Here is a 25070-nt window from a genome sequence, read left to right on the forward strand (position 1 = left end):
AGTGTCAGTTCTGAATGATCTCAACCGTATGGTTTTGTCCATCATCCTTCAGCGGTATTCTGTCATCAGGGAGGAGAACACCATCCAGTGTCACGCAATATTCTGCATCGCCGCGTGAAACACTAATCTGATAATGGCTTTCACCATATTGATATGCCATAGAAAAAGACGACCACTCATCCGGTAACTGGGCATGAACACTAAACTCAGTGCCGGAACGTTTTATCCCCAGTAATTCCTCGGTAAGTAAACGCCAGGCCCAGCCTGCGGAACCGGTATACCAGCTCCACCCTGCACGTCCGGTATGGGGAGCGACGCTGTAGACATCAGCACTCATGACATAAGGCTCAGCTTTATAAATCCCGACAGAGTCCGCATTCAGGGTATGATTTATAGGGTTGAGCATTGACCAGAGTTGCCAGGCTCGTCCGGCATTCCCCATTCTGGCAAAGGCCATCACTGCCCAGATGGCGCCATGCGTATACTGCCCTCCGTTTTCCCGCACGCCTGGCAGGTACCCCTGTATGTAGCCCGGATTTGGACCGTGTCCGTCGAAAGGAGGCGTTAACAGTTTGATCAGCCCTCCTTCGTTATCCACAAGGTGCTTATCCAGCGCCTGCATGGTCTTTGCGCACCGTCCCGGGCTCGCGGCGCCGGACAATACAGACCAGCTCTGCGCAATCGCATCAATCCGGCAGTCCTGTGAGGTTTTCGATCCCAGGGGAGTACCATCGTCAAAATACCCGCGCCGGTACCATTCCCCATCCCAGGCGTGGGCTTCGAGATTACTTTGCAGGCGCAGAGCCTGTGAACGGCACATCGCGGCGACGCTTTCATCCAGCCTGCGCTCCGCCAGCGCTGCAAACCGCTGCAAAATGTCGTACAGGAAGAAGCCCAGCCAGACGCTTTCACCTTTGCCTTCGATACCCACCCGGTTCATCCCGTCATTCCAGTCACCAGCACCCATCAGCGGCAGGCCATGCTCCCCGAAGCGAAGTCCATAGTGAATAGCTTTGACGCAGTGTAACCAGAGTGTCTCTTCGGTGCCGCTGATGACCGGCGTGTCATAGACAGACTCTTCACCAGGCTGAAGCGAGCGTCCCTCCAGATAAGGAATGCGTATTTCCAGTGCATCCATATCCCCCGTCGTTTCAACATAGTGGCAAACAGCAAGCGGCAGCCAAAGATAGTCATCGGAACAGCGGGTACGCACACCGTTGCCGTGGGGCGGGTGCCACCAGTGCTGCACATCCCCCTCGATAAACTGCCGTGATGCGCAGAGTATTATCTGTTCACGCATCCGGTCCGGAGCAGCGTGGCTCAGAGCCAGCGTATCCTGCAGCTGATCGCGAAAACCAAATGCACCGCCAGACTGATAGTAGCCACTCCGGGCCATAAGACGGCAGGCGACCGTCTGATACAACAGCCAGCCATTAACCAGTAAATTTACGGACGTGTCGGGGGTGTTAACTACGATTTTATCGAGAACATTGTGCCAGTGATTATGAATCCGGTTCAGCTCCTGGCGGACCGTATCCTCGTTCATGTAGCGGGCCAGCATCTCCTGAGCACAAACATCATTCTCCTCTGCGCCGAGGATAAAAATAAACGTCCTCTGGTCCCCGTCAATTAATGTAACCGCCGATTGCACCGCTCCGCAGGGATCCAGACCGGCCCCCGTCTTACCAGAAAGCTTTTGCAGTTTCATGGCCGAAGGGGCGTGAAGGGAACCATTACGGCCAATAAACTCCCGGCGGTCCCCTGTCAGAGAACAGTCATTACCGCTGACGGCAAAAAATGCAGTTCGGCCGCCACCATTATCACCATAAAAGTTATTCGCAAGCACCCCGCAGCCGCCGGGCGTTCTGGCCACATGTGTCACAATGTGAGGGGCTGAGCGCGTTCGTGTTTCTCCGAGCGTCCACTCTACATAGCCTGTGACGGAAAGTTGACGTGTCCGTCCCGAAGAGTTGCTGAGCGTCAGGAGCACCAGTTTAACCGGATCTTCTTCAGCAACCAGGACCGTCAACTCGCTGTCTATACCACTCTCACGATGGGCAAAAACGCTGTAGCCAAAACCATGGCGGGTCAGGTAATCACCGTGTCCGCGAACAGGTAAAGCCGTCGGCGACCAGCACTCCCCGCTCTCTTCATCGCGCAGGTAAAATGCCTCGCCGCTGCGATCGCTCACCGGATCGTTCTCCCACGGCGTCAACCGGTATTCATGGGCATTCTCATACCAGGTATAGGCCTGCCCTGCCTCTGAGATCACACATCCAAAACGAGAATTTGCCAGTATGTTCGACCAGGGAGCCGGTGTAAGCGTATTTTCCCGAAGGACGATCTGGTACTCCCGCCCATCCTGAGAAAATCCACCGTACCCATTGAAATGGCATAACTGACTGGTATCAGGGCTCCAGTCCGTATGTTGATTACGCTCGCGCACAGCACGCGGAATGAATGCCCTTGCCGGCGATTTCAGGGTATGAATACGCTGGTTAAGCTGCTCATTAATCCCCCCTGCGCGGTCATCAAGATAAAGACAGGCCACGCTCATCAAAAGCAACTTATCCTCAGCGGAGAGATGCTCACCGTTCCGGACAAAAAGCCCGCCCTTTTTATCCAGCAGACTGGCTTCAGACCCGGCATAAATTAACTCCATAATCTGATTTTGTAATCCCTGCTGGTAGCCGCCGGGGCTGTTATTCAGGATGACCAAATCAACATCCAGCCCTTTCTGTCTCCAGTAACGGTGTGCCTGAATCAGTGTGGTCACTGAGGTGATACTTTCCTCGCTGGTTATACTCAGCAGCACTATCGGCAGATCCCCTGAAATTGCCCAGCCCCACAGTCCGGACTGGCCACGCCGATTGCGGCCGATCGCCTGGCCTTCGGCGCGCAGCTCCTGGACAGGGTAAAGCACAGCGCTGGCGAGACTATTGAACAACGTGGCATCATCTTCACTGGCGTTCATCTGGCGCAATACCACCAGACTGTGAGACCAGGCCAGTTCAAAGACGCGATCGGCGATAGGGTAATCGCGATATTTCTCCAGCAACGCCAGGCTCTGCTGACGGGTCTCGCTGATGCCATAAATGATATCAATCGTAACCGGCTGCCCCGGCTGCAGAATGATGGCGTTGCGAATTGCCAGTATCGGATCCAGCACCGAGCCCGACGTGTTGCCTAGCATCCCTCCCGTCTCTATTGCCTGTGCATTCGCAGGGTTTCTGCCACGTCCAATAAACCTTGCCCTGTCCGTTTCAAACGACACGTTATGTCGGTTATCGCCGTGCACCACCATCATGTGAAACAGGCAAGAGCCCGGTTCATCCGGTGAGCGCGGGCGCCGGTGGCAAAGAATAGCGTCACGCTCAGGAGCCAGCTCAGTCTGAATAAACAAATTGCTGAATGCCGGGTGTGCCAGATCGCTGGCATCAGGTGCCAGTACCACTTCAGCATAGGTTGTCAGCTCCAGAGAGCGAGGCTTGCGACCACGATGAATCAGTGTGAGCCGTCGCAATTCAACATCATCCTCCGGAGAGATCACCACCTGAGTTTTGACGCTGAGTCCCCCTAAGCTGCGTCTGAATTCTGCCCCCGCATCGGTGAACAACACTTCCTCGTCTTGTCCGCTGGTGTAGCCTGTTGGTTGCCAGGTATTGCTCCACACAACTCCCGTCTGGGTATCGCGGATGTAGCAGAATGCTCCCCAGTTATCACGGGTGGTATCACTGCGCCAGCGCGTTAGTGCAATATCATTCCAGCGACTGTAACCACCGCCGCCCGCGGTCAACATCAGATGATAATGGCCGTTGGACAGCAGTTGAATATCCGGGGAGGGGGTATCCACGCTATAGAAAATACGGGGTTCATAGCGAACGGGTTTGACCCTGCCCTCATGAGATTCAAAATGACGGCGCGGACTGTACAGATCGACCGCATCCGGCACACGCTCCTGTAACAGCAGACTCGCTGACCGGAATACCGTGCTGGACATAAAGCGTTCAGTCATGGGGGCGTCAAGCAGCACATGAGCCAGCGCCTGAAATGCCATACCCTGGTGATGCGCCATCCAGGACTGTACCACCGCATAGAGCTGACCGGTTGCAAGACGTGAGGGGGTATAGTCCAGCGCTTCATAAAAACCGTATTCTCCGCGTGCACCATTTTTTTGCAGCCTGAACAGGTTCTCACAGGCTCTCTGTGGGGAAACCATCAGCGCCAGCAGCGTGGCGTAAGGAGCAACAACCATGTCATCGGCAAGTCCCCTGCGCAGACCGAGCCCCGGTACGCCAAATGCCTGATACTGATAATTATGCTGAACATCAAAAGCATGATAGCCAGACTCTGAAACACCCCATGGTACCCCGCGTTCTTTCCCCCAGTGAATCTGGCGCATAACCGCCGACTGACTCATTTCATCGAGCAGGCTGCCGGGCCAGGTGGGCATCACCAGATTCGGCATCAGATATTCAAACATGGATCCGCTCCATGACATCAGGGCAGTTTCATTATCAATCGTGGTAAACAATCGACCCAGCGCGTACCAGCTTTTAAGAGGCAGCTGATTAGTCGCAATGGCAAGAAAACTGGTCAGGCGGATTTCAGACGGCAGGAGATCGTAGTGGCTCTTGTCAGGCATATTGGTGTCACAGTTATAACCGACGCTGAGCAGACTGGTTGCTTCACTGTACAGAAAGGCGAAATCCATCCGGGCATGCTCATCCAGCCGCTGTTCCAGCTCGGTGATAATATTGAGTCGCATTCGGGCCTGCTCCGCCACTGACGCCGGAGGCGTTCCTGTACCGGTTAATGTCGGACGGGCAAGCTCACTCAGCGTCGGCAGCGTCTGTTCATTCCAGGATGCAGGCAACCAGCCAAGCAACAGAGACCACTCATGGCAAAGCTGAACCAGTTGATGCTCCAGATGTCCAGCCCAGCGCATCTGAAGAGGAGATCCCTGATGACATGCGCTGGTCAGATGGTTGCACTGGGTGCGCATGCTTTTCAGTTCGCTGAAAAGCGCCTGCGGAGAGAGCGACACCGCGTTCAGGCAATGCTTGCGCAGCAGTCTCAGGCTGTCAGGTGGGTTCTTACCCCACTGTTTTTCCAGAATATCCAGCGTATCGTTCAGTCCTGCCAGTATCTGTTGGTTGCTTAAAACAGGCTGATGACGCATGGCGGACAGGCCTGCACGCAGGGTCAATAAATGCCCGGCCATGTTGCCGCTGTCGACGCTGGAGATATAGCGTGGACTGAGGGGGACCAGCGTACGGGTGTCATACCAGTTGTAGAGATGGCCCCGGTAGTGCTCCATTTTATCCATCGTGTCGAGCGTGAGCGACACGCGCCGGAGCACCTCTCCGCCAGGCAGGTAGCCAAAGTCCCATGCCGTCAGGTTAGCCATAAGTGAAAGACCAATATTGGTAGGAGAAGTTCGGTGTGCCACCGTCGGTTGTGGTATTTCCTGATAATTATCAGGCGGAAGCCAGTTCTCTTTTGCTGTGGCAAATGTTTCAAAAAAAGCCCAGATTTCACGGCTTGTCTGGCGTAACAGCTGTTTTTGTTCCTGATTAGGCGAAAAAACCTTACGCACGGGCTGGCGACTCAGCCAGCTCATCAGCAGCGGTGCCACACACCATACCAAACCGATCGGTAACGCAATCCCCAGCAGCTGTGGGGCAAATTGTCCTGTCAGTATTGTCAGCGCCACGCCACCGGCAACGTTCAGCCACATCGCCTGATAAAAACGTGCAACAGTGGGTCTGGCCTGACTGCTGTCCTGGCTGTGGCTGACCCACTGGCTGAGGTGACGCCTGCTTATCCCCAGTCGCCATAGCGTCACGGCGATCGCTTTCAGCGAATATCCGGCTTCGTGCGGCAGTATCGCAAAATTAAGGCTGATACCTGACAGACGCTTTAGCGCGCCCGCCCCCACCAGTAACAGATGCGGCTTCACGCGGCGACGCAGAGGTTTATGCAGAAGGTCGTGGCTAATGCAGAGGATGGCTGGCAACAGCCATATCAGCAACAGTATGCCCAGCCAGTAAACCGGATTGGGTACCCAAAGCAGAGCGAAGAACAGCAATATCAGTAAGGAGGGGGCGACCAGACTGCGACGTAGATTATCGAGTAATTTCCAGTAAGAAAGCGCGGTAAGCGGATTCCTGACCCGGGTTCCATCGGCTTTTCTGACGCGTGGTTTTAGCCAGTTAAGCAGTTGCCAGTCACCCCGGATCCAGCGTGAACGTCGTGCAACATCCGACAGATAATTATTAGGGTACTGTTCGTAGAGTAACACCTCGCTCAGCAGACCCGAACGTGCATAGCATCCTTCAAGCAGATCGTGGCTGAGTACCAGATTTTCCGGGCAGATGTTGGTAGTGGCCTGCATAAAAATATCAACATCGTAAATCCCTTTGCCCACAAACGAGCCTTCCCCAAAGAGATCCTGATAAATATCCGAAGACATCATCGAATAAGGGTTATTGCCCGGTACGCTGCTGCGCAGGGCTGCGTAACGCCCCTGACCGTTACGTGGTATCTCCTCCGCAAGACCGGGCTGTAAAATACCGAATCCTTTGACCACCCTCTGGCGTACCGGATCATACTCAGGCGTATTCAGCGGATGCGCCATCGTCGCGACGAGTTTGTGTGCCGTATCGCGCGGGAGCACCGTATCGCTGTCCAGGGTAATGACGTATTTTATGTGACCCGGTAAAAGGTGGGCAGGCATCTCTGCAACGCTGACGAATTGCGTTCCGGGATGGCGCAACCAGCTGTTCAGTAACGCCAGTTTTCCCCGCTTGCGTTCATAGCCCATCCACGCTCCTTCCGAGGGGTTCCATTCAGGCTGGCGATGTAACAGATAAAAACGTGGTCGGCCGGAGGGGTAGCGGCGATTAAGCGCCTGCGTATCGGCGATAGCCTGTCTTAGCAGCGTGTGACTTTCCGGCGAGGGTTCATTTTCAGAATCAGCAAAATCAGTGAGCAGCGCGAACCTGAGATTTTCGTTTTCATTCCCCAACCAGCAGACTTCAAGACTGGTGAGGAGCTGGCTGAAACTTTCGTGGCTGGTCAACATGCAGGGAATGACTAACATGGTGGCACTGTCAGCGGGAATACCGGCTGAAAAATCCATCCCCGGCAAGGGTCGAGGAACGCGAAAACGGGTGGCTGTATCACTGAGCAAATCGCTCATTAACTGAGTTAATGCGATAATCAGAGGTAATATCACCGCGATCAATAGCCAGTCTGCGCCCTGCATGGCGGTTGCGCGCAATATTGCTGCGGTCGCAGCGGTTGTCAGCAACGCCAGGCTTCCAAGCCATGACAGCAGGGTTATTCTGTTGAAACTGTGCCGCAAGCGTATGAGCCCTGAGGCGTCTGCCAGGAGATGAATATCCAGCGCCTGTCGACCTTCGCCCGCAAGATAATAACCAACATGATGTTCCGGTGTCTCGGACGCTTTTTCCTCTGAAAGCGCCAGCACCCTGTCAGCAACCTCAGGCTCGCTGAGACCACTGTCTCTGGCCAGAACCTCAACTACGTGCCGGTAATGATCCCGGGTATTGAAGTGCATCCGGGGATAGATGCCGGCAGGATCATTGCGTAATACCTGTTCGACAACGCTTATGGTTTCGGCGAAATCAGCCCAGTCCGTTTCACTCAATAAACGCAGGCCCGCGATGCTGTTACTGACGGACAGCTGGCTGGCGGCAAGCTGCTGATTGAAACTATGTATGAGAACGTCAGTGGTGATCCCCTGTTCCCGAAGGCACTGATCAACCCAGGTCAGAGGTAACGACAGCGCGTTGCCATGTCCCTGCAGGCGCCGCACCAGCTCTGCGACAAACGCACTGGTTAACGGAGGTCGGGAGCGCGCCATATCGGCAACCACCATGATTAAATCACCAGGCGCACTCTCTGCGCATTCGACAATCCTTGTTATCCACGTATCAGCAAGGTTTCTGTCCTGCTGCGCTTTTATCACTTCCATACTGATACGACGAAGATTTTCAATCAGCGCAAGGCGCAGCATTCCCGGTAACGCCCAGATTTCACCTAGTGTCAGCGGTGTCACCTGTTGATAGGCAGTGAGATAGCTGGTCAGGCTTGCGGCATCCCAGCGGCCATCGCCGTGAGCAATGGCCTCTGATGCAATATGATAAATTCGTGGGCAATTCAGCGGCGATACCAGCGACGGAAGACCTTTGCCAAAGCTTTTCGGCAGATGCTGGCGGACAGTGCGGATTTGTTCCTCAATCAGATAATAATTGTCCAGCAACCATTCACCGGCGGGCATGATACTGGTCTTTTTACCGGCGTTAAGCTCATAGCAGTTTTGGGTAATGACGGCTTCATTGTCACCAAGTCGTTTCAGAAGATAATAAGGGTGCTTATCCGGTGATACTTTATGAGTCCGCGCCAGCTTCTGGCCGTAGCGTTCCATCTGGACGGTCGAAAAGAGTTCTGACCGCGGCGAGCTTTCACCGGCAGGATCGTTCGCCGAAAACGTTACGTTTTCGGCAGCATTCATCGGAATACGGGAGCGGTTAAACCACGCTCTTGGGTTCATTTTCATAGCATTGCTCTGATGCGACGTTAGCGCGCAGGAGCAGTTGCGAAATCAGTTCAGAAACGTTCTCTCAGGATGTGCGTCAGGCATCAGGGATTTAACAGCTGCCGGAATCTAACATAAGTATAGGACATGAGCTCTGTTCTGCGGTTTTGGTCGAGCTAGCATCGGGAGATAAACAGAGCCTTACATCCGGGGCAAAGCATGGTCTGGTTGAGCCGGATTTTTGACAACGGTTGTACTGATTTTAAGCCACAAACAGGACAGGCAGCAGTGGCAGTAGACGCACTGCTGAAGAGTTTCATTGCATAATTGATAACAGACATAACCATTAACCTTTCAATGAATGAACTTCACCGTATCACATGTGGTTAAGTTTTGATCTGTTTATTTTGTCACGCTGAAAATCAGGAAAGATAAATGTTTGCAGCCACAGGCCCCCTGAGACCGTTGATCCGGAAAAATTCTATGCGGCTTCCTGGGATGAGTAATTCTGATTCGCGAAAGTTAACGGCTGAAATGTGAAGCAGAACGTCTTTTCGGCCATCAGATGGGATGATGAGGCCTTTACCACTAAGAATGTCAAAGCTTTTGACAATTCCTGTCATTTTATGGGACAAGTCAATTCCTTACTGAAAACACGTAAAGACTATACATTGAAAATGGCATTCAGCCATTTTTATTTTTCCTACAGGACCTCTGGACGGCTAAAAGATAATTTGCTTATATCGATTCCATGTGCCTTAATGAATCCCATCAGTTCGATGTACGAATGAAATTTTGAAGCTTTCCGGGCAGTTCTCATTACCAGGCGCTATCGTTGATATCTCCTCTTTTGAGTCCATACGTTTAATCTTATACGTTTGCTATTAATGCTATTATGTTTAATGGGAGTCAGTATGTCCACAAGAATTAAAGGTTTGGTAAAATGGTTTAACGAAGATAAAGGTTTTGGTTTTATTTCACCTCTTGACGGAAGCAAAGATGTCTTCGTCCATTTCTCCGCACTCCATGGTGAGAATTTCAATACCTTATTTGAAGGACAGAAAGTTGAGTTCGCCATGCAGAGTGGTGAAAAAGGGCCTGCTGCTACAAACGTAATACTTTGCGATAAATGAATATATGTGGGTCTGCGACAACGATGAAGGATTATTCCTGAGTAGACAGATCCATAACTTAAATCAGATGAAAGTCGTTTATTCTTAATATCTAATCAGCCTATTTTTCAAAATTATGAGTATGCTAACCGATGTGATGAAGTGCAGTACTACTGCATAAAAAGTCTAAAAGCTCAAGTTAACCGCAAGTTAAATAAGAAGTGCGTAATGGCTTTGAACTTAATGGCATCTGCCAGTTAATATCTACGAGAGAACAGGGTAATAGAATATGATTAAAGTCCTTGTTTTCTTTAATGCTGAATCCTGTAAAGTCATAACCGTTCTGGAAGGTATATCCTCTATCAGGCAGGAATATCCAAACGGTGAAGAAACACATCTTCAGATTATGTCTGCAGGTTTTCCTTCCTTAACTGGCGATCATGGTATTGTTTACGTGGCTACTGACAGGGAGTTAACGTCACAGGAGATACTTGATGCGGCCAGGAAATATTTATAGCATTTTTGTCATGCTCTCTGATCCACGTTTAATTGCACGCTTACCCTATTTATCAGAATCGAACAAAAAATGAGTTAAAAACTTTTATGGCCTGCTAACAGCAGGCTTTTTTTACATTACACTTTTTTAGAAACACCTCTATAAAGAGAGAGTAATTCGCTACCCTCTGACAAAATGCAGGTGTCTCTCCCCTGCGTCCATCTTGCCATTTGTGAAAAACCTTACTAAGTGGCGGCGCTAATTCACTAAATGTCTCTCCTGATTTAAAGCTCATCAGGTATGACTGAAACAACAAGTTATGAGTGTATAAAAGGCTCTTTAGATGACTCCTGGCATCATAGTTTTTAGTACCCGCAAAAATGCAGGTACATTTCGTAGGAGTTGGGATTTTTTTCTTGCACATTCCTCTTAATTTTGTCTTGCGATAAGAGATTTATATCAGTAGTCTAAACCTCGTTAATAACAATATGTACCAATCGGATTAAAATGCTCATTAATAAAAATCGGGTTGATGAGCAACCGTCGACATTGGTATTTACTGAACAACGAAAAAATGTTAAAAGGTCTCTTTATGTCAGATGCTCTTACACAGTTAAATAATATCCGTACCTTACGTTCCCAGATTCGTGAAATGTCATTAGATGTACTGGAAGATGTTCTGGAAAAGTTTAAAATTATTCTTATAGAACGACGAGAAGAAGAGACATTACGTCATTGCAAATGAAAGTCAGCGCCGCGATAAACTGGAAACACTTCGTCAGATGATGTTTGATTAGGGTATCGACCCATCCGAACTTATGGCTGCTATTGGCTCTCCGGGTAAGGTTAAAAAGACGCGCTCCCCTCGCCCCGCGAAGTATCGATATACTGACGAAACTGGAGAGTCAAAAACATGGTCAGGTCAGGGGCGAATGCCGAAGCGGATCTCAAAGCTGATTGCTGAAGGTGGGGAATTAAAAGATTTTGAAATCAGTTAAAAAGAGCCGGGTTATACCCGGTTCTTTTTTATAGGCCGCAAGTTGCCTTAGAGAATAGTCGAGAAACATTTATTTCCGTCGATGTAGCCGAGGAGCTGTTTAAAATCACAGTGCTGCTTAAGGGACAAACCGGTTATCTTGCAGATCGTTACAGCGAGCGAAATGAGAGCCATCAGGAGCTTTCATTCCGAGTCAATCAGGACAAAAAATAACGTATGTTCTTCGTGAATCCATACTGCATGAGCTTAACAACGTCTACTATTGGTACGGAGCGGACCGACCAGCTTGTTGTCAGGTCCGCTTTGAGCGAACAGCGGACATCGTGACTCGAACAGGATTCATGCTAAGATGAAAAGGCATTTAATTGCCAGAAGTTGGCGAAGCCAATGAAAGGGATACGTAATGTTTACCCCAGAGTTTATAAATGAAGAACGCGGCGAATTTCTCCTTGTGGCCAACCACGCTCTGGCATCACCGGAATCGATAAAACTCAGTATTGCATACAATATTGCCAGAATAAGCTGGGGGCTATCGCAGCTTCCACCGCACATTCAAACTTGCCGGGTCGTCTATGACATCAGAGGGCAATCCATCCCAGATCAGGTTCAGGCCCAGATCAGGCAAGCACTTGAGCAGATAGCCATGGTGGAGTTTAAGAGCTGATGGGACTTCAGTTAATTATCAAAGCAGAACGTAACAAGATAGAAAAAGCATTGGGATCGCTGACACCAGAATGTGAAATATTCCCGGTCGCTGAAGGCCTTTTCGGTATTTCCATTTCGGAGCGAAGTCTCTCATCCGCGGGTGAATCGGCAGTTCTAAAAAAACTTGAACCACTCACACGTTTTGACCTGTGGCAGGGAGCCTGGCAAGAACCCAGGCGACGTTGGTTTTGGTGAGTTTCAGCGCTGAGTGAGATGGGGAAGTCGCATTGCGTGCTGGACGCAGATCGCCTGTCTTCATTAGCAAAGCGGCTTAAGGCTCTCAGTACTCAGATATGAATGTCCGCTCCTGGCACTAAGCGGACTTTTCAACATCAGGACATTTCTAACGAGCCAGTGATTAGACATTTTCACTGAGCTTTGACATGTACTGTAACTCCAATATTCTGATGTCACTTTTAACCCATTTAGTGATGTCACTTTTTCTGGCATAAAGGATCAAGCCTTTGTGTCATGGAGACATCTGGATTTTTGATGGGGGTTCCAGGTGTTGGGGTTTGAAGACCAAGGAACAAAAAGTACGTTAAGGAGATAATTAATTGTTTATATTAAGGTTTAATGCTCAGTTTCCCCTTAAGAATATCCTCCAGAATGCGCTTACGTTCAGCCTCTGCTAGGGCTACAAGGATCTGGATAATCCAGGCCTTCTGTACTGAACCAGTGACCAGGGAACCGGATACCGGTGCATCTCAAAGCTACGGGATTCACGATTTTTATAAGCTAGATTCCAGCTCCCTGCCCGTCATCTGGAAACCTCTGATTGATTTCATGTGATTGCGATCAAATTCTGAAAGTCTCCGATTGACAATATTTCCACTGAAAAATAACGTAGCAGCATTCTGATATCGATTTCATACATTATGACTGCAACCATTAAAGATGTGGCAGAGCACGCCGGACTGTCGGTAACCACTGTCTCGCGATTCCTGAACAATCATCCTTACATCTCCGAAGATAAGAAAGTGCGTATCCTCGCGGCGATGAAGGCGCTGGACTATGAGCCAAGCACCGCCGCCCAGCAGATGCGCGGGGTGAAGTCGCACCGCATCGGTATTCTGGTATCGCGGATCACCAACCCCTTCTTCGCCAATCTGGTGGATGCGCTGGAAGTCACGGCGCGTAAAAACGGCTATTCGGTGCTGATCGTGCAGAACCACGACAGCGTTGGGGAAGAAGCCAACTGCCTCGATCTGCTCAAGAAAAAGATTATTGATGGCCTGATCCTCTGCTCGGTGGAGAGCGATAAAGCGGTGCTGGAAAAATATCAGCAGCACGGCCCTATTCTGCTGTGCAACACCCGCGTCGACGGCGCGGATCTGCCGGTGGTACGGGTGGATGATGAAGAGGCAACGTTTAACGCGATGGGCTATCTGCTGGAACAGGGTTACCAGAAAATCGCCTACTGCACCGGCGGAGACTTCCTGCAAAAAGGCCATGGCGAGCGCCGTAACCGGGGTTTCCTGAGGGCGATGACAGCCGCTGGCAGAACCGTTGATAACGAGCTGATTTTCCGCAGACTGCACACCTACAAAGACGGCATCCGCCTGGCGGAACAGCTGGCGGAGCTGCCCTCTTCCGCACGGCCTGACGTGGTGTTTACCGGCAGTGACGATGTGGCCTGCGGCCTGGTCACTTGGCTGACCAACCATGACATTCGGGTGCCGCAGGATATCGCGGTCGTCGGCTTCGATAACCTGCCGGTTTCCGAAATGGTCAGCGTGCCGATTACCACGGTGAACCAGCCGGTGGACAAGCTGGGTCAGTTCTCAGTGGAATATTTGATTGCCCTTATAACCGGTAAACCCTACCGCTACAACAGTGACGATCTGAAAGCGGAACTGGTGCTCAGAAAGTCGGCGTAAATTTTTTTATCACAATGTGGTATCGATACCACACCCCGGAGGTGGACATGTTAAAGCAGCAAGCAGGCCAGGATAACGCCTGGTGGAAAGAATCCGTGATTTACCAAATCTATCCAAGGAGCTTTAAAGACAGTAATAACGACGGGATTGGCGATCTGCCGGGGATTATCGAAAAACTGCCCTACCTGCAGTCGCTGGGCGTGACTATGTTGTGGATTTCGCCGTTTTATCTGTCGCCGATGGCCGATAACGGCTATGACATCGCCGATTACTACGCGGTAAACCCGGAGTTCGGCGAGATGCGCGATGTGGATACGCTGATCGATAAAGCCGCAGCGCTGGGGATTAAAATAATGATCGATCTGGTGGTGAATCACACCAGCGATGAGCATCAGTGGTTCCAGCAGGCGCTGGCCGATGCGGATTCCCCCTATCGCGATTATTATCTGTTCCGCCCGGCGGTCAACGGCCTGCCGCCGAATAACTGGCGCTCGATTTTTGGCGGCAGCGCGTGGGAAAAAGTGCCGGGGGAAGATACGTATTACCTGCACGTATTCCATAAAAAGCAGCCTGACCTGAACTGGGAAAATCCGCAGATGCGCGAGGCGATTTACCGGATGATTAACTGGTGGCTGGAGAAAGGCGTGGCCGGATTCCGCGTGGATGCGATTACCTTTATCAAGAAAGATGCCGACTACGCCTCCGTGCCGGTCGACGGCGTTGACGGGCTGGGGTCGATCAAAAGCAAGGCGCGCAACCGCCCCGGCATTGACGTGTTTCTGAACGAGCTGAAGGAAAACACCTTTGATAAATATGCCTGCGTCACCGTCGGTGAAGCGCCGGGCGTTCCCTATACAGAGTACGGCCAGTTTATCGGGGAGAACGGCTACTTCGATATGATTTTTGACTTCCACGCGGCGGATATTGATGTGGAAAACGGCTCGGAGTGGTTCCGCCGCCGTGACTGGACGGTGGCCGAGTTCCGCGAGGCGCTGTTCGACAGCCAGAACGCCTTTGCACAGTGCGGCTGGGGTACCAGCTTTATTGAGAATCACGACCAGCCGCGAGCGCTGTCGAAACTGGTTCACCCGGATTACCAGAATGCGACTGGTGCCAAGTGCCTGGCGGCAATGTACTTTTTCCTGCGCGGCACGCCGTACATCTATCAGGGACAGGAACTGGGCATGACGAACTTCTGCCGCAGCAATATCAGCGAATTCGACGATATTTCCAGCATTGATAACTACCATCGCGCGCTGGCGGAAGGCTTCTCCGAGCGGCAGTCGCTGGCGTTCGTCAATCACCGCTCGCGTGACAACTCGCGCACGCCGTTCCCGTGGGACAACACGGTGAACAGCGGATTTAATCAGGGGGCGAAACCCTGGCTGGCGCTGTCGGCAGAGGACGCGTTGATTAACGCCGCCGCACAGCAGCAGGATGCGGATTCAGTGTTTGCCTTCTACCAGCAGCTGATTCGCCTACGCAAAAAATATTCCGATGCGCTGATCTGGGGCGATTTTATCCCGCTGGAAACCGCCTCGCCGGAAATCATCAGCTATCAGCGCCGCACGGCGAGTGAATGCTTTACGTCTGTCACTAACCTCAGTCACCACGCAGTTGATTATAAAATACCGGAGGGCGATATTATCGTTAATAACTATCCGCAGCTCAGTTCATCATTAAAGCCTTATCAAAGCATTCTTATCAAGGGAACAACCCAACATGAATAAATATAAAAACATTGCCGTTGAGCTGGTGAATATCATTGGCCGGGAAAATATTATTTCCGCCACCCACTGTGCCACCCGCCTGCGATTACAGGTAAAAGATCGCGGCCTCATAGACGATGAGAAAATAAGAAACGTCGATGAAGTGAAAGGCGTATTTTTTAACTCAGGACAGTATCAGGTGATTCTCGGCACCGGGATTGTGAATAAGGTTTACTCCGAGTTTATGCAGGCGTTTAATATCAGCGAAGTCAGCAAGGATGAAATGAGCCGCCAGGGCAGCAGCTCGCTGCAGGCGGGAATCCGCCATCTCTCGGATGTGTTTGTGCCGATCGTGCCAGTGCTGGGTGCAACGGGCCTGTTCCTTGGGCTGAAGGGCGTGCTGTTTAACGATACGGTGCTAGCGTGGTTTGGCGCCAGCACCCTCGCCCTGCCGGCGTCGGTGACTACCCTGATGACTGTGCTTTGCGATACGGCCTTTGCTTTTCTGGCGGCGTTTATCTGCTGGTCGGCGTTTAAGAAGTTTGGCGGCACGCCGATTATCGGTTTTCTGATCGGGTTGATGCTGGTTTCCCCCGCCCTGCCTAACGCCTATTCGGTGGCTTACGGCAATGCGCAGCCGATCTATCTCTTCGGTTTTATTCCACTGGTCGGCTATCAGGGATCGATACTGACCGCGCTTATCACCGGCATTATCGGTGCGAAGCTGGAGAAGGTTTTCCGTCGGATTATGCCTAACTCGATGGATCTGATCTTCACCCCGTTCCTGGTGATCCTCTGCGCCGTGGCAATTGCGCTGCTGGTGCTCGGCCCGCTGGTTCACGGCTTTGAGCACTATGCGGTGATGGCTATCCAGCAGTTCCTCGCGCTGCCTGCCGGTATCGGCGGCCTGCTGATCGGCTTTATCTATCCAATTGCGGTGATGACCGGGATGCATCATATGTTCATTATGATTGAGACCTCGCTGATCGCCGGTACCGGCTTCAACCCTCTGATTACCGTCTGCGCGATGTACGGTTTCGCCAATGCTGCCGTGTGCCTGGCGATCTCCCTGAAGTCGAAAAACGTGGCGTTTAAGACCGCCGGGATCTCGGCAACCATTACCCAGCTGCTGGGCGTTTCGGAACCTGCACTGTTCGGTATCGTCATGCAGTCCGGTATGCGGGCAATTGCCGTGATGCTGTGCAGCTCGGCGCTGGGAGGCATGGTGCTAGCCCTGCTGTCGATTAAGGCCAACTCCTACGGGCTGGCGGTGCTGCTGTCACCGCTGATGTATCTGTACGATCGCTATCAGTTTATTGCCTATATCACCGTCGGCGTGGCCGTGGCCGTCATCGCCTTTATCTGCACCCTTCTGTTGGTCAGGGTGGATAATAATAAACGATAAATATATCACAGACTGATGTTGTAAAACATTCTTCACCTTATTAATAGCAGCCCGTATGCCCTGAATATGTCTGTTCAGAGCAGGGGCACTCTCAGGTATTAATGATGAAAATAGCATTTCTAACTTTCTGTATCCTGGCCTGTACTTTACCTGCGCATGCAGCGGAATTAACACTGGAAGAAATTAACGCCAGGCTGGAAAAGGTGGAGGCGGAACTTAAGATTTCACAAAATAAATTAAAATTGGCCGAAAATAAAATTGCCGTAGCGGAGAAAAGAGCCAGCGATGCAGAATTAAAAAATAAAAACAGCAAGAGCGATATTATTAATGACGATACCGAAATTAAATTTGGCGGCTACGCCCGCACCGGCATCCTGAGCGGAAAAAAGGGCACCACCACCACCGTGGGTCCATCACTGACGCCGGCGGGCAGCACTGGCGGGAGCGTTGGTCGCCTGGGCAACGAGGCCGACACCTACGTCACCGCCGACTTCGACTATAAACACCATTACGCCAACGACTCGAGCTTCCGCTACTACATGAAAATTGCCGAGTGGGACAAAACCTATAACACCGACAGCGCGTTTAACGGCCAGATGAATCTGCGCCAGGCGTTTGTGGAAATGAGCGATCTGCCCACCTTCACCGGGGCGTTCAGCGGGTCAACGCTGTGGGCGGGCAAGCGTGAGGACCGGGATAACTTCGATATCCACTGGCTGGACTCGGATATGATGAACCTGGTAGGTACCGGTGCGGGGATTTACGATGTGAATTTCTTCGGCGATGTCAAAACCAACCTGGCTGTATATGGGCGTAATTTCAACGATATAGATGCAATGGAGAATGTTGAATACAACAACATAACCGGCGCGGAGAATACTTTTATCCAGAGCTACACCTTCTCGCTGAACAACCGCGTCGGTAACTTGCAGTGGATGCTGAACGGCCTCTACTCCAGAGAAAATGATAAGCGGATCAACGACGGTCTGGCACAGGATAACGCCGCCTCGCACGGATTCAATACCATGCTGGCGTGGCACGGCGACAGTTTCTACGGCCTCAATGAAGGTACGACCAAAACCGTGCTGCTGTACGGTAAAGCGCTTGGGGCAGAAGTGCGGGGGCCGGGATCGGATGGCTATCTGATCGACAATGCCTGGACAGTGAAGTTCGCCAGCTACGGCATGACCCGGTTGAGAGACAGGCTGAGTATTGCCCCTCTACTGGTAGCGCAAAGCAGCAACAGCCGCTACATCGAATCCGACCACTATGACTGGGTGACACTCAACTCACGGCTGATCCAGGAGATTAATCAGAACTTTGCCCTACAGTACGAGGCCAGCTATCAGTATATGGACATCGATCCGAAGGGCTTTAACGGCAATAAGCCGGTATCCGGCAGCTTCTACAAGCTGACCTTTGCGCCGACCTTTAAAATGCAGAACGTCACCGACTTCTTCGAACGCCCGGAGATCCGCTTCTTCGTCACTTGGATGAGCTGGGACAAAAATCTGGATAACTATTCATCGACCGATACCTTCGGCAGTACAGGCTATCACAGCAGCGGTTCGCTGATGTTCGGTACACAACTGGAAACCTGGTTCTGAGTTTAACAGGCTAGGCGATCAACAGGGCTGATGAACTGATATCAGCCCTGTTGATCGTGGCAATAATGTCCGCTTCTGGCACTAAGCGGACTTTTCAACATCAGGACATTTCTAACGAGCCAGTGATTAGACATTTTCACTGAGCTTTGACATACAGTGTAACTGCAAAGTTGTGATGCTCGCACTTCCTCTGGGCTAAGTTAAGATGTGCGTCAGGTAGATTCACCATCAGTGGTGAATACGCCGCCAGGGCGGCGTTTAGTTTTGTAACACTTACATCCTGTCTCATCCACTCCCGGGCGGCTTCCGGTACCAGTACTGAAGTGCCAATGTCTAAAAATTAATCATATTATACGTTTCCGTACAGTAAGATTCATGGTGATGAGCTTTGTTTCCGCATCATTGCATTATGACTAATTAACTGATTATAAATATAATTTTAAACTTTATATAAAAATTAGTTGAAACATTAAAAAAATTAACGTTACCATTTAGTACAGTTCGAAGCGATGCAAGGAATTAGCATGCCTTACCTGTTACTAACATCACCGGCCCTGATTTGGCGAAGGAATGATGTCTTCAGCCAGCTTCTTTTTCAGGGTGCGGACCAGGTTCTTATGACAGAAGCGAGTTGGGCTTCAAATGTGGTAATGCTGTATCAACGGCATATCTGCAATGTTAAGTCGCCGTTGCTCCGCCAACTGCTGATTTCCTCGCTACAGGTACAGTCCCACTCTGTTGATTTACAGCCGATTTTTGCTCCAGGCAAAACAATTTATATGGCTGCGATCTCCCTCATAGTTCTTATTATCAATCGTCTCATCTCCCTTATGCGGCCATCGCTGCGTTACAACCGGGAAATGCAATCACGTACTGTACGTGAATTGCTATACCTCTCTCATCGCAACCTGAGTCGGGGCTTGTTGCTAAACCGATTTAGCTTTCAAGAGATATCGATAATGAAATCGGCAATGGTTCTGGCAGTGTATTGCTCTCTGTTGCGGAATATTCTGCTTACCGGTTCGCAACGCTGTCATTTACTGAGCTGGCTTTTTATTTTAAATGGAATCGGTGCTTGTTCATTCGCAAAAACTCAGCGGCCTGTTGATAAATAATAATTTCATGTTTCAACTAATACCAACGGAATAGTTTATTATGTACAGGATATACTTATATCTTATTCTCGCCGCATCGGTTTCCGCACTGGCTACAGATATGATCGTTCCAGCGCTTCCCCTGTTACAAAAAGCGTTTAATACCGATTATTCATCTATTCAGTTAACCATTAGTGGTTTTCTGGTGATATACGCGGCCAGTCAGTTACTGTCAGGATTTCTTGGCGAAAAGCTGGGTAAATTACGAATACTTACGGCCAGCTTTTTGCTCTTCCTGGCGGGAAGTATCCTCTGTTTTATGTCCGACAGCTTAGTGATGTTGTTGGCCGGCAGGGCATTACAGGCTCTGGGTGCCGGCGCCGGGCCGGTTCTGTCCAAAGCCATCGCCAAAGAGACGTTTTCCCCGTTAACACTCAAGCGTGCGCTTTCCGATATTTCTTCCGCCAGTGCAGTCGTCCCTCTCATTGCGCCGCTGGCTGGCGCCGCAATCCTCGGCTATCTGAGCTGGAACACGATATTCCTTGTCATGGCCCTGTTCAGCGTCGTCACCCTTCTGCTCTCTCCGCGTCGCCTCGAGCATCATGACGTGGCCACAGTATCCTCTTCGTCCGGTTTTATCACCCCGGCATTTATTCAGGGAACGCTGCTGGTTTCGCTGATCCTGAGTTCGCTATTTTGCTATATCTCACTGTCGCCGGCCATCTTTATGCAGCAGCTTGGGCTAAGCACCATACACTACTCGCTGCTGTTCTCTGCTTCCGTATTATTTTTTATTATTGGTAATCAGCTCGCAAAATTCGAGCGAATCATTAATCCGTGGTTTTTGTTTGGCATTAATGCACTGTCGGTCTTGCCATTTATTATCGGTAGCCACTCGCTGCTATTGTGCATCGCCGGATCGATGATTTTCAATCTCACCCTTGGCGCCTATTACCCGAGCGCGAATTTCATCGCCCTGCAAATCAAAGGCAAAAAAACAGGTATTGCGGCGTCCGTCACCGGATTTATTCAAACAGTGAGTGCCGGTGCCATCAGCTATTTCGCTGTAAAACTGACGGATACCGGTATGGGTTTTGACAGAACCCTCGGCATGAGCACGTTAACACTGGCAATTTTATCTCTTCTGGTAGTCACTACAATGAAGGTAACACAATGGAAAACTGGCAAAAAAGGAAAATAGACAGGTCATTAAAATATCAGACCAGGGTATTTTCCGAGCATATTAACGAACTGGTCGCAGTAAAAAGAGAGGGTAAGGTCATTACCCTCGACGATGGCAGAAAAATGGTGGAATTTGTCTCTTGCTCTTACCTTGGGCTGGAGACACACCCGGCGCTGAAAAAAGCGGTTGTCGATGCCATTGAACGTTTTGGTGTGCAGGTTTCTGTCGCCAGAACGCGGGTTAAAGTCGATCTCTTTCCGCAGCTGGAAGCGCGTCTGAACGACATCATGCACGGGGCTCATACCCTCACGTTCAACGCAGTGACTCCCTGCCACATCGCGGTGCTGCCGCTGCTGGCATCCGGGACGCTGCCGCATTTTACGTTCAGTAAAAAACCGTACTTTATTATGGAGAAGACCGCGCACGCGACGTTGCAGATCAACCGTGGACTCTTACAGCAGTTTGGCGAAGTCGTCAGAATTGATTTCCAGGACAAGGCGCGGATTGAAGAGGCTTTTCGCTATGCGGCCAGCCAGGGACTGACACCGATCTCGGTATCAGACAGCGTAGGCTCAATGGGTGGTGTCGCCCCTGTTGCACATATCGTCCGCCTGGCGCATCAGTATGACGGCTTCGCCTATATTGACGATGCACACGGCACCTCTATCTACGGAGATTACGGTTCGGGATATGTCATGTCATGCCTCAACCATCAGCTTGACGAGCGTATTATTATCGCCGGGTCGCTGTCCAAAGCTTTTGGCTCACACGGCGGATTTATCGCCTGTCGGGAAGCTGAGACCATCAACTTTATCAAAACCTACGGTACAACCTACGCCTTTGGTGGACCTCCGTCATTACCGGGGATTGCCGCCTGCGTCGCCGCAGCCGATCTCCACCTGGACGGCACCGTCACAGCCCGTCAGGAGAAGCTACAGAACGTCATTCGTTATTTTGACGAAGTGTTCGGCGGGACCGAGATAGTTAACCGGGGCACAACAATGCCGATTCGGGGGATCCTGATAGGTAACGAAGACCTCGCCATTACGATGTGCAAAAAACTGCACGATCGCGGCTTCGCCACGACAGTGGCGATGTATCCAACCGTTGAGGAAGGACACGCCATTCTGCGTTGCGCATTGTCTGCGCTTCATGAGAGCGGCCAAATCGACGACTTCCATAAAAACTTCAGTGAATCACTGGCTGAAGCCACAAAATAAATAGCTACTGCCGGCCTGCTTCGTCAGGCCGCTTACGGACATTCGCTCATATGAAAGGAACAAATTTCCCGCTACGGGGAACGTCTCTTATGGTGGCGACCATTATCGGTGGAGGCATGTTCGCGTTGCCGGTTGCTTTCGTCAACGTGTGGTTTATAAAGGGCCTTCTGGTCCTGTCGGTAACAGGCATATTGATGCTGACTACAGGGTTGATCCTCGTCGACATTACGATGCGCTTTCCTCCTGGCGCCAGTTTTCATACCTTCACCCATGCCCTGCTCGGACCCGCTGCCAGCGTAATCATCGGCGTGGCTTTCTGTTTCGTACTTTATTTACTGACCTACGCGTACATATCAGGCGCAGCATCGATAGTGTGGGATCTCCTTCCTCCCGATATTGCTGGCCGCAGCTGGCTGCCGATCATTTTGCTGTCGCTGACGACCTCGCTGATTCTGTGGGCCGGCGGCAAATTGCCCGGTTTTCTCCTCTCCGGCCTTATCGCCGCCAAATTCACCCTTTTTCTCCTGCTGTTCGCCGGTGCCGCAGGAGGCGTAAAAGCACTCAGATTACTCGACTTCGCCGGCAGCACGCCGCTCCAGTACTACCTGCCGATCGTACCGGTCTGCGTTATCGCTTTTGGATTTCATGGCAGCGTCCCCTCTCTGACAAGAATGTACCGGGGGGATAATCATCGTGCGGTCCTCCGCTCTCTCTATTACGGTTTCGCCGTTTCATTAACTGTCTACGCCTTCTGGCTGACGCTCACGATGGGCGCGCTCACGCCTCAGGCTATCCGGCATGTCAGCGATGAAGGCGGGAATATGGGCGCCTTTATCACGGCCCTCAATATCCACAGGACCGCCTCAGCTACCAGTCTGATACTGGTCGCCTTTGGGTGTATTGCCGTTTTAGCTTCACTGATGTCGGCTTCAATCGGCTTAAGTGATTATCTTGAAGATACACTGAACAAAATTAACTGTCAGTGCTCACGCCCGCTGGCAATATTTCTGACTTATTTCCCTCCTGCACTGGCCTGTATTATTGCTCCGCAAGGTTTTTTGTCTGCCTTGTCCTTTGCAGGGATATCACTGGTATTATGGAGTATTATACTCCCCCCTTATTTACTCATCAAAGCCAGGCGTTCCACTCTGCCTCCGGTATATAACTTTCCGGGAAACAATCCCTTCCTGAAAATAATTATTGTTACCGGAGTCATACTCTGGCTATTGATGATTTACGATTTTCTTTAATAACAATTCGTCTCATTCACAACTGACTTTGCAAGGAAATTATTATGTCTTTTGTTACGCTACGTACCGGGGTGGCTGTCGCGCTGTCATCTTTGATAATAAGTCTGGCCTGCCCGACTGTCAGTGCTGCACCATCCTTGAATCAGGATATTCACGTTCAAAAGGAAAGTGAATATCCTGCATGGTGGAAAGAAGCTGTTTTTTATCAGATCTATCCTCGCTCATTTAAAGACACCAATGATGATGGCATTGGCGATATTCGCGGTATTATTGAAAAGCTGGACTATCTGAAATCGCTCGGTATTGACGCTATCTGGATCAATCCCCATTACGACTCTCCGAACACCGATAACGGCTATGATATCAGTAATTACCGTCAGATAATGAAAGAGTATGGCACAATGGAGGATTTTGATAATCTTGTTGCCGAAATGAAAAAACGAAATATGCGCTTAATGATCGACGTGGTCATTAACCATACCAGTGATCAACACCCGTGGTTTATTCAAAGTAAAAGCGATAAAAATAGTCCTTATCGTAACTATTATTTCTGGCGTGACGGAAAAGATAATCAGCCACCTAATAATTACTCCTCATTTTTCGGCGGTTCGGCATGGCAAAAAGACGTGAAGTCGGGACAGTACTATTTACACTATTTTGCCAGGCAGCAGCCTGATCTCAACTGGGATAACCCGAAAGTACGCGAGGATCTTTACGCAATGCTCCGCTTCTGGCTGGATAAAGGCGTATCAGGCATGCGATTTGATACGGTGGCAACCTACTCAAAAATTCCCGGATTTCCCAATCTGACACCTGAACAACAGAAAAATTTTGCTGAACAATACACCATGGGCCCTAATATTCATCGATACATTCAGGAAATGAACCGGGAGGTACTGTCCCGGTATGATGTGGCCACCGCGGGTGAAATTTTTGGCGTCCCGCTGGATCGTTCTTCCCAGTTTTTTGATCGCCGCCGGCATGAGCTGAATATGGCGTTTATGTTTGACCTCATTCGTCTCGATCGTGACAGCAATGAGCGCTGGCGTCACAAGCCGTGGTCGCTCTCTCAGTTCCGCCAGATCATCAGCAAAATGGATGTCACGGTCGGAAAGTATGGCTGGAACACGTTCTTCCTGGATAACCATGACAACCCCCGTGCGGTATCCCATTTCGGGGATGACAGGCCGCAATGGCGGGAAGCTTCGGCTAAGGCACTGGCGACGATCACCCTCACCCAGCGGGCAACGCCGTTTATTTATCAGGGCTCAGAGCTGGGAATGACTAATTATCCCTTCAGACAACTCAACGAATTTGACGACATCGAAGTTAAAGGCTTCTGGCAGGATTATGTTCAGAGTGGAAAAGTCACGGCCACCGAGTTTCTCGATAACGTGCGTCTAACGAGCCGCGATAACAGCAGAACACCTTTCCAGTGGGATGACAGCCTGAATGCCGGTTTTACTCACGGAAAGCCCTGGTTTCACATCAACCCAAACTATGTGGAGATCAACGCCGAACGCGAACAAACCCGCGAAGATTCAGTGCTGAATTACTATAAAAAAATGATTCATCTACGCCACCATATCCCTGCTCTGGTATATGGCGCCTATCAGGATCTTAATCCACAGGACAATACCGTTTATGCCTATACCCGAACGCTGGGTAACGAGCGTTATCTGGTCGTGGTGAACTTTAAGGAGTACCCGGTCCGCTATACCCTCCCGGCTAATGATGCCATCGAGGAAGTGGTCATTGATACTCAGCAGCAGGCGGCTGCGCCGCACAGCACATCCCTGTCATTGAGCCCCTGGCAGGCAGGTGTGTATAAGCTGCGGTAATCACC

At 50.7% G+C, this 25070-nt stretch carries 16 protein-coding genes and 2 pseudogenes; 15 read left to right on the forward strand and 3 right to left on the reverse strand.

Going from position 1 to position 25070, the window contains the following annotated elements:
* Positions 1–4: 4 nt before the first annotated feature.
* The 3 genes from AC3EMD_RS27530 to cspF form a co-directional block, all read right to left on the reverse strand.
* Complete coding sequence (locus AC3EMD_RS27530) at positions 5–8587, reverse strand: glycoside hydrolase family 94 protein (protein WP_302074214.1); 8583 nt, start codon at positions 8585–8587, stop codon at positions 5–7.
* Between the two features lie 155 nt (positions 8588–8742).
* Positions 8743–8913, reverse strand: coding sequence for a YnfU family zinc-binding protein (locus AC3EMD_RS27535; RefSeq protein WP_306463583.1), 171 nt, complete (start codon positions 8911–8913; stop codon positions 8743–8745).
* 75 nt (positions 8914–8988) lie between these two features.
* Positions 8989–9201: a cold shock-like protein CspF gene (cspF, locus tag AC3EMD_RS27540; RefSeq protein WP_302074215.1), complete on the reverse strand. Its 213-nt coding sequence runs from the start codon at positions 9199–9201 to the stop codon at positions 8989–8991.
* Between the two features lie 279 nt (positions 9202–9480).
* Here cspF and AC3EMD_RS27545 point away from each other — a divergent pair, with 279 nt between their 5' ends.
* The 15 genes and pseudogenes from AC3EMD_RS27545 to AC3EMD_RS27615 all read left to right on the forward strand — a co-directional run bounded on the left by AC3EMD_RS27545 (position 9481) and on the right by AC3EMD_RS27615 (position 25065).
* Positions 9481–9699 carry a cold shock domain-containing protein gene (locus AC3EMD_RS27545; RefSeq protein WP_023279058.1) on the forward strand — a complete coding sequence of 73 codons (219 nt, stop codon included), beginning with the start codon at positions 9481–9483 and terminating at the stop codon, positions 9697–9699.
* A 268-nt stretch (positions 9700–9967) separates the two neighbouring features.
* Positions 9968–10195 (forward strand): hypothetical protein, encoded by a 228-nt coding sequence (locus tag AC3EMD_RS27550; RefSeq protein ID WP_040107967.1) that lies wholly within the window; start codon positions 9968–9970, stop codon positions 10193–10195.
* Between the two features lie 571 nt (positions 10196–10766).
* A pseudogene (locus tag AC3EMD_RS27555) lies at positions 10767–11172 on the forward strand (H-NS family histone-like protein).
* Between the two features lie 77 nt (positions 11173–11249).
* Positions 11250–11384 (forward strand): annotated as a pseudogene (locus AC3EMD_RS27560) (arsenical resistance protein ArsH); the annotation flags it as partial.
* 190 nt (positions 11385–11574) lie between these two features.
* Positions 11575–11835 (forward strand): hypothetical protein, encoded by a 261-nt coding sequence (locus AC3EMD_RS27565; protein ID WP_012968162.1) that lies wholly within the window; start codon positions 11575–11577, stop codon positions 11833–11835.
* Positions 11835–12071 (forward strand): hypothetical protein, encoded by a 237-nt coding sequence (locus AC3EMD_RS27570; protein WP_071599419.1) that lies wholly within the window; start codon positions 11835–11837, stop codon positions 12069–12071. The genes AC3EMD_RS27565 and AC3EMD_RS27570 overlap by 1 nt, the downstream gene beginning before the upstream one ends.
* A 683-nt stretch (positions 12072–12754) precedes the next feature.
* On the forward strand, positions 12755–13756 hold the full coding sequence (locus tag AC3EMD_RS27575) for a LacI family DNA-binding transcriptional regulator (RefSeq protein ID WP_040107896.1): 1002 nt from the start codon (positions 12755–12757) through the stop codon (positions 13754–13756).
* Positions 13757–13803: 47 nt separating this feature from the next.
* Positions 13804–15486, forward strand: a complete 1683-nt coding sequence (locus AC3EMD_RS27580) for an alpha-glucosidase (RefSeq protein WP_040107895.1) — start codon at positions 13804–13806, stop codon at positions 15484–15486.
* Positions 15479–16870, forward strand: a complete 1392-nt coding sequence (locus AC3EMD_RS27585) for a PTS transporter subunit EIIC (RefSeq protein WP_063106368.1) — start codon at positions 15479–15481, stop codon at positions 16868–16870. Before AC3EMD_RS27580 ends, AC3EMD_RS27585 begins: the two co-directional genes overlap by 8 nt.
* 101 nt (positions 16871–16971) lie before the next feature.
* Positions 16972–18477, forward strand: a complete 1506-nt coding sequence (locus AC3EMD_RS27590; protein ID WP_063106367.1) for a carbohydrate porin — start codon at positions 16972–16974, stop codon at positions 18475–18477.
* A 524-nt stretch (positions 18478–19001) separates the two neighbouring features.
* Complete coding sequence (locus tag AC3EMD_RS27595) at positions 19002–19592, forward strand: hypothetical protein (protein ID WP_052251507.1); 591 nt, start codon at positions 19002–19004, stop codon at positions 19590–19592.
* A gap of 40 nt (positions 19593–19632) precedes the next feature.
* A complete protein-coding gene (locus AC3EMD_RS27600; RefSeq protein ID WP_040107893.1) occupies positions 19633–20772 on the forward strand; it encodes an MFS transporter in 1140 nt (379 codons plus the stop codon).
* Positions 20745–21974, forward strand: coding sequence for an 8-amino-7-oxononanoate synthase family protein (locus tag AC3EMD_RS27605; protein ID WP_040107892.1), 1230 nt, complete (start codon positions 20745–20747; stop codon positions 21972–21974). Before AC3EMD_RS27600 ends, AC3EMD_RS27605 begins: the two co-directional genes overlap by 28 nt.
* Positions 21975–22063: 89 nt before the next feature.
* Positions 22064–23224, forward strand: coding sequence for an aromatic amino acid transport family protein (locus AC3EMD_RS27610; RefSeq protein WP_302074216.1), 1161 nt, complete (start codon positions 22064–22066; stop codon positions 23222–23224).
* Between the two features lie 44 nt (positions 23225–23268).
* Positions 23269–25065 (forward strand): glycoside hydrolase family 13 protein, encoded by a 1797-nt coding sequence (locus tag AC3EMD_RS27615; RefSeq protein WP_302074217.1) that lies wholly within the window; start codon positions 23269–23271, stop codon positions 25063–25065.
* The last annotated feature ends 5 nt before the right edge of the window (positions 25066–25070 follow it).

The sequence above is a fragment of the Klebsiella sp. PK18 genome, from assembly GCF_057784655.1.

Coding starts and splice junctions, on each gene's coding strand:
- AC3EMD_RS27530 (WP_302074214.1), bottom strand. CDS start 8,587: ATGAAAATGAACCCAAGAGCGTGGTTTAACCGCTCCCGTATTCCGATG.
- AC3EMD_RS27535 (WP_306463583.1), bottom strand. CDS start 8,913: ATGGTTATGTCTGTTATCAATTATGCAATGAAACTCTTCAGCAGTGCG.
- AC3EMD_RS27545 (WP_023279058.1), top strand. CDS start 9,481: ATGTCCACAAGAATTAAAGGTTTGGTAAAATGGTTTAACGAAGATAAA.
- AC3EMD_RS27550 (WP_040107967.1), top strand. CDS start 9,968: ATGATTAAAGTCCTTGTTTTCTTTAATGCTGAATCCTGTAAAGTCATA.
- AC3EMD_RS27565 (WP_012968162.1), top strand. CDS start 11,575: ATGTTTACCCCAGAGTTTATAAATGAAGAACGCGGCGAATTTCTCCTT.
- AC3EMD_RS27570 (WP_071599419.1), top strand. CDS start 11,835: ATGGGACTTCAGTTAATTATCAAAGCAGAACGTAACAAGATAGAAAAA.
- AC3EMD_RS27575 (WP_040107896.1), top strand. CDS start 12,755: ATGACTGCAACCATTAAAGATGTGGCAGAGCACGCCGGACTGTCGGTA.
- AC3EMD_RS27580 (WP_040107895.1), top strand. CDS start 13,804: ATGTTAAAGCAGCAAGCAGGCCAGGATAACGCCTGGTGGAAAGAATCC.
- AC3EMD_RS27585 (WP_063106368.1), top strand. CDS start 15,479: ATGAATAAATATAAAAACATTGCCGTTGAGCTGGTGAATATCATTGGC.
- AC3EMD_RS27590 (WP_063106367.1), top strand. CDS start 16,972: ATGATGAAAATAGCATTTCTAACTTTCTGTATCCTGGCCTGTACTTTA.
- AC3EMD_RS27595 (WP_052251507.1), top strand. CDS start 19,002: ATGCCTTACCTGTTACTAACATCACCGGCCCTGATTTGGCGAAGGAAT.
- AC3EMD_RS27600 (WP_040107893.1), top strand. CDS start 19,633: ATGTACAGGATATACTTATATCTTATTCTCGCCGCATCGGTTTCCGCA.
- AC3EMD_RS27605 (WP_040107892.1), top strand. CDS start 20,745: ATGGAAAACTGGCAAAAAAGGAAAATAGACAGGTCATTAAAATATCAG.
- AC3EMD_RS27610 (WP_302074216.1), top strand. CDS start 22,064: ATGGTGGCGACCATTATCGGTGGAGGCATGTTCGCGTTGCCGGTTGCT.
- AC3EMD_RS27615 (WP_302074217.1), top strand. CDS start 23,269: ATGTCTTTTGTTACGCTACGTACCGGGGTGGCTGTCGCGCTGTCATCT.